Origin of the sequence: Candidatus Symbiopectobacterium sp. (genome assembly GCF_020054415.1) — a bacterium.
Taxonomy (GTDB): domain Bacteria; phylum Pseudomonadota; class Gammaproteobacteria; order Enterobacterales; family Enterobacteriaceae; genus Symbiopectobacterium.
This window is the reverse complement of the sequence record NZ_JAHWCO010000068.1, coordinates 1-6737: the sequence shown is the minus strand read 5'-3', so window position 1 is coordinate 6737 and position 6737 is coordinate 1. Positions and strand designations below refer to the sequence as shown.

Here is a 6737-nt window from a genome sequence, read left to right as displayed (position 1 = left end):
GTGGGTGAAGCCATGGCCATGGTCAAAGCGCTTAACCGGATCACGCTATTAGGAATGCCGAACAGTATTCGCATCACGTAACAATCGACCCGTATGGGGCGCAGTCATTACAGGTTCTGATTTATTCAACAAAGCCCATCGCGAGTACAAAGACTGATTTCGATTTCAATATCGTTCCGGTTCAATAATCCCATCATTACACCTGCTTAGTTGTCACTACCGATCCAAAACTGACCCACTGTGCCAATTTAAGCACTACCACCTGCTGAAAAATCTCAAAGAAAAATGCCCATAGGAGACAATGAAAACCCAACACAAAAGATGTCCGTCAGCACATGCATATTTGGTCTCTCACCGTAGCCATTTCGCTATGCCAAAAGGCTGCTCAGCAGGGCTCTGACGCGGTTTCGTGGTCTCTGTCGGTTCGTAGTTCGCTTCGCTCACGTATCGGCGCACTGAAGCTCCTGTACGCATCTGTAAGCGATTTTCGCGCCTTCCATGCCTGCGGCATAGACCATCCAAAACAGAAGCAGGTGGGTCAGTTTTACTTCGGCACAGTGGGTCAGATTTCAATTGGCACTGACACTTAGTGGTCAACTTGAAAATCAATGACTCATGGTAGCAAGAAAAAACGCAGGAGGCAGGAGGCAGGAGGCAGGATAATGTGGCAAGGACCAGAAAACCGTGGTCTTTTGGTCAAAGATGGACGTCATTCGGATACTGACAAATTAAATCCTTTTATTTTCAATGAATTGATCTTTAATTTAATCCACGGTATGGTGGGGCTTGTCCTCACCCGTTGGTTGTTTAAGCGGAGATCAGTGAGAGCCCATTTTTTCCAGCCAGCCTTAGAGCTGGCTTTTTTTACGCACAAAGAAAAGCATCGAAACCGAGGCTTTCGTTGTTCGATGTGGACGACTGTATAAATAAATCCTTTTATTTCAATACAATAAACCATGTAACAACCCCGCCGAAGCGGGGTTTTTTAAAAGGTGAAGTCGACCGATAAGCCGGGTTCTGTCGTGGACAGTCATTCATCTAGGCCAGCACTCACGCACTGGCTCAAGCAGCCTACCCGGGTTCAGTACGGGCCGTACCATGTGAACCCCTATTTGGCCTTGCTCCGGGTGGAGTTTACCGTGCCGCGAACGGTTACCCGCCGCGCGGTGCGCTCTTACCGCACCCTTTCACCCTTGCCTGATCCCACTTGCGTGGGCCATCGGCGGTTTGCTCTCTGTTGCACTGGTCGTAGGTTTTACCCTCCCAGGCGTTACCTGGCACCCTGCCCTATGGAGCCCGGACTTTCCTCCCCTCCACGCGTATCCCCCGAAAGGGACAACCATGAAGCGGCGACTGTCTGGTCAACTTCGGCGCGAATGATAGGCGAATTAGTCTCGATTGTCATCCTCTGCGTCGTCATCCGCCCCATTTTGCGCCAACGCATAGCGATACAGCGCGTTCTTTTTCACGCCGTGGATTTCCGCCGCCAGCGACGCCGCCTTTTTCAACGGCAATTCAGCGCGCAGCAGCGCTAGGGTACGCAGCGCTTCCGCTGACAGCGCGCTCTCATCCGGTTGGAAACCTTCGACAATAAGTACCATCTCACCCTTGCGGCGATTTTCGTCTTCTTGCACCCAGGCCAACAGTTCACCCACCGGGGCCCCCTGAATCGACTCCCAGGTTTTGGTCAGCTCGCGCGCCAGCACCACATAACGCGCTTCCCCCAGTACCGTTGCTATATCGGCCAGGCTGTCAATCAAGCGGTGGGTAGATTCGTAGAAAATCAGCGTGCGTGTCTCTTCAGACAGTTGCAGTAAACGGTCCTGACGCGCTTTGGTTTTGGCGGGCAGAAACCCTTCGTAACAAAAACGATCCGAAGCAATGCCCGCCGCCGACAGCGCCGTGATCGCCGCGCACGGCCCCGGCAATGGCACCACGCGCACACCCGCTTCACGACAGCGGCGCACCAGATGGTAACCAGGATCGTTAATCAGCGGCGTCCCCGCATCAGACACCAGCGCAATGGATTGTCCTTGTTGAAGCTTGGCCAGCAGATGATCGGCCTTTTGCTGTTCGTTGTGATCGTGCAGTGCAAATAAGCGCGCACTGATGGTAAAATGTTGCAATAACAGGCCGGTATGGCGCGTATCCTCTGCGGCAACCACATCCGCCCCGCGCAGTACGCTCAGCGCACGTTCTGTGATGTCGCCCAGATTGCCAATCGGTGTTGGCACAATGTAAAGCGTGGATGCAGAAATGTCTGCTTGTTGTTCATGATTCATTGTTTCATCCGGGTTGCCGATTTAATATTGAGCATCTTTATAAAAAAAACCACTGGATACAGTATGCTTCCCAATCATTTCGTCCGTTCGCAAACAGGGCGTATCACGTCCGTGTTATTCGCGGCGCTGCTTCTTGCGGGATGTCCAGGCCAGGCGCCACAGCCGCCTTCACCTGATGTTCAAGGTCAGGCCGGAGCTTCCTCTTACTACTACCTGCAACAAATGGAGCAAAGCCGAGATAATAACAAGGCTGGCTGGCAATTACTTGCGATTTTTGCCCTGGTTCAGGAAGGAAAGCTCCCTCAGGCAACCGAACAGTTCAACGCATTGCCTGCGCAGTTGGCACAACCGCAACAGCGTGAGCAGCAACTGCTAAAAGCGGAAATTGCCGCCGCCAACAACGACAGCAACGGCACAACCGCCGCACTGCAAGGGCTGGACGTCAGTGCACTCTCCGCAGATCAACAAGCACGTTACTATCAGGCGCAGATCAACGCACATCAAGGCCAGCCTTCTGCTGACTTGCTGCGTGCCTATATCGCCCAAGAACCGCAGCTCAAAGGCGATGAGCATCAAAAAAATATCGATCAGACATGGGTTGCTCTGACACAGATGTCTGCGCAGGCAGCCAGTAGTGTGCTGATCAACGCCAATGAGAACGTGCTGGCCGGATGGATGGATTTGCTCACCACCTACCAGAACAACCGCGAGTCGAGCGACCAGTTGAAAGCCGCACTGAGCGACTGGCAAACGCGCTATCCGCGCCACCCAGCGGCACAAACGCTGCCAACGCCGCTGGCATCAGGCCAGACCGCCTTGCCGGTAGCCGGTGGTGGTATCGGCAGTAGTATCGCCCTGCTGCTGCCGCTCAACGGTCAGGCACAGGTGTTCGCCAATGCCATCCAACTGGGCTTTAATGCGGCGAAAAGCGGTCAGGCCAGCATGGCGTACAGCGCGCATGCCGATACGGCCTCCGCGGCAACTGACAACGGAACGGTAACGTCAATCAGTGCCCCGTATGCCAAGCCAGCCAGCGTGTCACCTGCTCCTGAAGCCGCCAGCGGCGTGTCTGTGAAAGTCTACGACACCACGTCGCAACCCGTAGCTAATCTGGTCGCACAAGCGCAGAAGGATGGCGCATCACTGATTGTTGGACCATTGCTGAAAAACGACGTTGAGCAACTCACCAGTCAGCAAACCACCATGAACATTCTGGCGCTCAATCAGCCCGAGCATGTGCAAAACACTCCCAACATGTGCTTTTTCGCCCTGTCACCGGAAGATGAAGCGCGCGACGCGGCGCAATTTATTCACCGCCAAGGCAAACAACAGCCGCTGCTGCTGGTGCCACGCGGCGCGTTGGGCGATCGCGTGATTAATGCCTTTGCCCAAGCTTGGCAAAGTCAGGGCGGTAATACGCTGCTGCAACAACACTTTGGTAATACGGCAGAGCTGAAACAGGCCATCAACAGCGGTGCGGGTTTGAGTCTGAACGGTCAGCCAGTCAATGTGATGTCCTCAGCGTCACAACCAGGCACGACCATCGGCGGGTTAACCATCCCTGCACAGATTGAACCCACCGTCAGTATCAGCGGCAGCGGCAATGTCGATGCGGTTTACATTCTGGCGACGCCGGATGAATTTGCATTAATTAAACCGATGATCGATATGCGCACCACCTCGCAATCACGCCCGGCATTATATGCCAGTTCGCGTAGTTTCCAGGCCGGGTTGGGGCCAGATTTCCGTCTTGAAATGGAAGGCCTTCAGTTCAGTGAGATCCCCTTGCTGGCAGGCAGCAACCCTGCGCTGATGCAACAAGTGGCTAGCCAGTTCAAGAATGACTACTCACTGGTGCGTCTCTATGCCATGGGGATGGATGCCTGGGCGTTGGCGAACCACTTTGCCGATTTACGTCATTCGTCCAGCCAGCAAATTACTGGCGCAACGGGCACGTTAGCGGCCAGCGCAGATTGCGTTATCAACCGCCAATTAACCTGGCTGCAATATCGCCAGGGCCAGTTGGTGCCCGTTCCCTGAATCGGCGAGCGACAGGTACGCACTATGAGCAGTACGCCCGGCGCTATCTGGAGCACAACGCCGGGCTGACGTTCGTTGCCGCCAACGTGAATTGTCGCGGCGGTGAGCTGGATTTGATTATGCGGGATGGACACACCTGGGTCTTTGTTGAGGTACGTTACCGCAAAAATGCGCAATTTGGTTCGGCAGCGGAGAGTGTGACGCCCCGCAAGCAACAGCGGTTATTGCAGGCTGCTACGCTGTGGCTGGCGCAACGACAGCAGAGTTTTGACACGACAAGCTGCCGATTCGATATACTGGCGATTACCTGCGAACACTATGATTGGTTGCCAAACGCCTTTGGCGCGTAAACACCGCATCTGGACGGTGTCGTTGTCAGAGAAAAGATCGCATTGCTCAATTGATCGCTTGGAAAATAGGTTAATGCACCATGCTGGATAGAATAAAAGTCTGTTTCACCGAAAGTATTCAAACACAAATCGCCGCAGCGGAAGCCCTACCCGATGCGATCGCCAGAGCAGCCACTGCGCTGGTGCACTCATTACTCAACGGTAACAAAATCCTGTGCTGTGGCAATGGGACTTCCGCCGCTAACGCACAGCATTTTGCCGCCAGCATGATCAACCGATTCGAAGCGGAGCGCCCCAGTTTACCGGCGGTTGCACTAAATGCGGATAATGTGGTCTTAACCGCGATAGCAAACGATCTTCTGCATGAAGAAGTGTACGCAAAACAGGTGCGTGCATTAGGGCAAGCGGGCGATATTTTGCTGGCGATCTCCACCCGAGGCAACAGCCGAGATATTGTGAAAGCCGTGGAAGCCGCGGTGACGCGTGATATGACGATTGTAGCGCTGACCGGTTACGATGGCGGTGAACTGGCCGGTCTGCTTGGCCCGCAGGATGTTGAAATACGTATACCTTCACATCGCAGTGCGCGTGTGCAGGAGATGCACATGCTGACCGTTAATTGCCTGTGCTATTTGATTGATAATTCCCTTTTCCCACACCAGAACTATTAAGGAGCACCCCCATGAGGATATGTTCTGCATTTGCCGTGCTGTCTGTCGCCCTGTTGCTGCAAGGTTGTATTGGCGTCGCTGCCGTTGGCGGTGCTGTTGCCACCAATACTGTAACCGACCCACGCACGGTAGGCACGCAGGTGGATGATGGTACATTGGAAGTCCGTGTCTCTAACGCTATCAGCAAAGATCAGCAGTTATCCAAAGATGCACGCATCGTAGCGACAGCCTATCAGGGTAAGGTGTTACTGACCGGTCAGGCCCCCACCACCGACCTGGCCAGCCGGGCGAAACAGATAGCCATGGGTGTAGATGGTGCGACGGAAGTCTATAACGAGATCCGCAAAGGCACCCCGGTATCTATGGGCACCGCTTCCATGGATACCTGGATCACCACCAAAGTGCGTTCCCAGTTGCTTGCCACCGACACGGTAAAATCATCCAACGTGAAAGTGACGACCGAGAACGGTGAAGTCTTCCTGCTGGGTCTGGTCACCCGGCGCGAAGGGCGTTCCGCTGCTGAAATTGCCAGCAAAGTGAGTGGCGTGAAACACGTGACGACGGCGTTCACCTTCCTGGAATAATCGCACGTAGTAGCAAGAAAAAGGGTGCCTCGGCACCCTTTTTCATTTTCCAGCATCCGAATTACGCGCCAGGCGCACTGGCCAGCGAATAGAGCAACCAAACGTCGCGGCGCGTCTCTTGACCAATTTCGCCGCCAACATCCTGCTTGTCACGGGTCATACCTGACAGTAAGGTGGAAAACCCTGCTTTTTCAATACGATAAAGCGTATTGCCCTTGGCCTCATCTACCCGCAGCATCAGGGGAATTAATCGTGCGCTTTTCTGATCGAACGATTTGTAGGTCGTGTATTCAATGAGTTGATGTAGCATCAAACGTAGTACTCGCGTTCGATGTAAGTACCGATGCTCCTATCATGCATTTCGGATGATTTTGAATATCCGAGCGTCTTGCGATTGACCCGTTGCAATAGGTCACACAGTGTCAGATGTGTACGCTCAATACGCTGTGTATACAGCTTGCTAACAATGTGTTTTACTTTTGGAAGTTCGTCGTTGTAAGCCCTGTAGCCATCCGTGTTTGCATGACTGACGACGGTAACGCTGATGGCCACGAGCCTGTACACGAGATTGTGTAATTGCTTGATTTTGATATGTTCAATCCAACATCAAAAGCAGGTTACTTTATGGACGAAAAACAGTTACAGGCTCTTGCTAACGAGCTGACCAAAAATCTCAAAACCCCTGACGATCTCAACCAGTTTGATCGCCTGCTGAAAAAGATCAGCGTTGAAGCTGCCCTTAGTGCTGAAATGAACCATCACCTCGGGCATGAGAAGCACCAGTCAAAATCTGGAACTAACACGCGCAAT

The 6737-nt window shown here is 53.4% G+C and carries 8 protein-coding genes, 1 other RNA gene and 2 pseudogenes; 7 read left to right on the top strand and 4 right to left on the bottom strand.

The features are described 5' to 3' along the window. Both QZ506_RS02290 and QZ506_RS02285 read left to right on the top strand, forming a co-directional pair. Positions 1-81: pseudogene (locus QZ506_RS02290) on the top strand (lipoprotein); the annotation flags it as partial. Positions 82-662: 581 nt separating this feature from the next. Then, on the top strand, positions 663-926 hold the full coding sequence (locus QZ506_RS02285; RefSeq protein WP_291968754.1) for a hypothetical protein: 264 nt from the start codon (positions 663-665) through the stop codon (positions 924-926). Between the two features lie 64 nt (positions 927-990). Here the strand turns inward: QZ506_RS02285 and rnpB are convergent. Together rnpB and rsmI are read right to left on the bottom strand one after the other, a co-directional pair. After that, positions 991-1369, bottom strand: an RNA gene (gene rnpB / locus QZ506_RS02280) — RNase P RNA component class A. Between the two features lie 19 nt (positions 1370-1388). Beyond that, positions 1389-2282 carry a 16S rRNA (cytidine(1402)-2'-O)-methyltransferase gene (rsmI, locus tag QZ506_RS02275; protein WP_291968752.1) on the bottom strand — a complete coding sequence of 298 codons (894 nt, stop codon included), beginning with the start codon at positions 2280-2282 and terminating at the stop codon, positions 1389-1391. A gap of 63 nt (positions 2283-2345) precedes the next feature. Here rsmI and QZ506_RS02270 point away from each other — a divergent pair, with 63 nt between their 5' ends. The 4 genes from QZ506_RS02270 to dolP all read left to right on the top strand — a co-directional run bounded on the left by QZ506_RS02270 (position 2346) and on the right by dolP (position 5927). Further along, positions 2346-4322 carry a penicillin-binding protein activator gene (locus QZ506_RS02270; protein ID WP_291968750.1) on the top strand — a complete coding sequence of 659 codons (1977 nt, stop codon included), beginning with the start codon at positions 2346-2348 and terminating at the stop codon, positions 4320-4322. Further along, entirely contained in the window at positions 4319-4672 is a 354-nt protein-coding gene (locus QZ506_RS02265; RefSeq protein WP_291968758.1) for a YraN family protein, read from the top strand. Before QZ506_RS02270 ends, QZ506_RS02265 begins: the two co-directional genes overlap by 4 nt. An 80-nt stretch (positions 4673-4752) precedes the next feature. Beyond that, positions 4753-5343, top strand: coding sequence for a DnaA initiator-associating protein DiaA (diaA, locus tag QZ506_RS02260; protein ID WP_291968747.1), 591 nt, complete (start codon positions 4753-4755; stop codon positions 5341-5343). Positions 5344-5354: 11 nt separating this feature from the next. Further along, the gene (dolP, locus tag QZ506_RS02255) at positions 5355-5927 is read left to right on the top strand and encodes a division/outer membrane stress-associated lipid-binding lipoprotein (RefSeq protein WP_291968745.1); all 573 of its coding nucleotides are present in this window, start codon (positions 5355-5357) and stop codon (positions 5925-5927) included. A gap of 61 nt (positions 5928-5988) precedes the next feature. Here the strand turns inward: dolP and QZ506_RS02250 are convergent, their stop codons facing one another. Further along, entirely contained in the window at positions 5989-6237 is a 249-nt protein-coding gene (locus QZ506_RS02250) for a hypothetical protein (RefSeq protein ID WP_291968743.1), read from the bottom strand. Then, positions 6237-6473: an IS1 family transposase gene (locus QZ506_RS02245; RefSeq protein WP_291968756.1), complete on the bottom strand. Its 237-nt coding sequence runs from the start codon at positions 6471-6473 to the stop codon at positions 6237-6239. Before QZ506_RS02245 ends, QZ506_RS02250 begins: the two co-directional genes overlap by 1 nt. 78 nt (positions 6474-6551) lie before the next feature. Between QZ506_RS02245 and QZ506_RS02240 the strand changes: the two are divergent. Next, positions 6552-6737, top strand: a pseudogene (locus QZ506_RS02240) (IS256 family transposase); the annotation flags it as partial.

Excerpts from the sequence above, each read along its gene's own strand:
- QZ506_RS02270 (WP_291968750.1), top strand. The coding sequence starts at position 2,346 with ATGCTTCCCAATCATTTCGTCCGTTCGCAAACAGGGCGTATCACGTCC.
- diaA (WP_291968747.1), top strand. The coding sequence starts at position 4,753 with ATGCTGGATAGAATAAAAGTCTGTTTCACCGAAAGTATTCAAACACAA.
- QZ506_RS02250 (WP_291968743.1), bottom strand. The coding sequence starts at position 6,237 with ATGCTACATCAACTCATTGAATACACGACCTACAAATCGTTCGATCAG.
- rsmI (WP_291968752.1), bottom strand. The coding sequence starts at position 2,282 with ATGAATCATGAACAACAAGCAGACATTTCTGCATCCACGCTTTACATT.
- QZ506_RS02285 (WP_291968754.1), top strand. The coding sequence starts at position 663 with ATGTGGCAAGGACCAGAAAACCGTGGTCTTTTGGTCAAAGATGGACGT.
- dolP (WP_291968745.1), top strand. The coding sequence starts at position 5,355 with ATGAGGATATGTTCTGCATTTGCCGTGCTGTCTGTCGCCCTGTTGCTG.